Genomic DNA, 387 nt, shown 5'->3' with positions numbered 1-387 from the left:
GTGAGCTCATGGATCTTCTCGGGAATCTGGGGCACCCCTCGAAGCCTACCTACCTCGTCACACTCGCGGCCCGTTGACATGGGCCCCCCGCCCGACCATGCTAAGCAGTTGCTTAGACATGGCGACACAGGAGGCCAGGGACATGGCAGAGCCGAGTATCTTCACATCCGCCGACGAGCTGAAGGCGGCGGTGGGCGAGCAGCTGGGGTACAGCGACTGGCTGGAGGTCGACCAGAAGCGGATCGATCTGTTCGCCGACGCCACGGGCGACCACCAGTGGATCCATGTGGACCCCGAGAAGGCCGCCGCGGGTCCGTTCGGCACGACCATCGCGCACGGCTATCTGACGCTGTCGCTGCTGCCCGCGCTGGTGCCGCAGGTGATGCG

General features: G+C 65.9%; 1 protein-coding gene. It reads left to right on the top strand.

Annotated features, from left to right (window positions below; translation table 11 throughout):
• Positions 1–142 precede the first annotated feature (142 nt).
• The coding region (locus AB0C16_RS40845) for a MaoC family dehydratase (protein ID WP_357691594.1) at positions 143–387 on the top strand (245 nt) is incomplete at its 3' end.

This window comes from Nonomuraea sp. NPDC048916, from assembly GCF_040649575.1.
GTDB lineage: Bacteria > Actinomycetota > Actinomycetes > Streptosporangiales > Streptosporangiaceae > Nonomuraea.
Note: the sequence above shows the minus strand (reverse complement) of the source record. Positions and strands in the feature narration are given on the sequence as shown.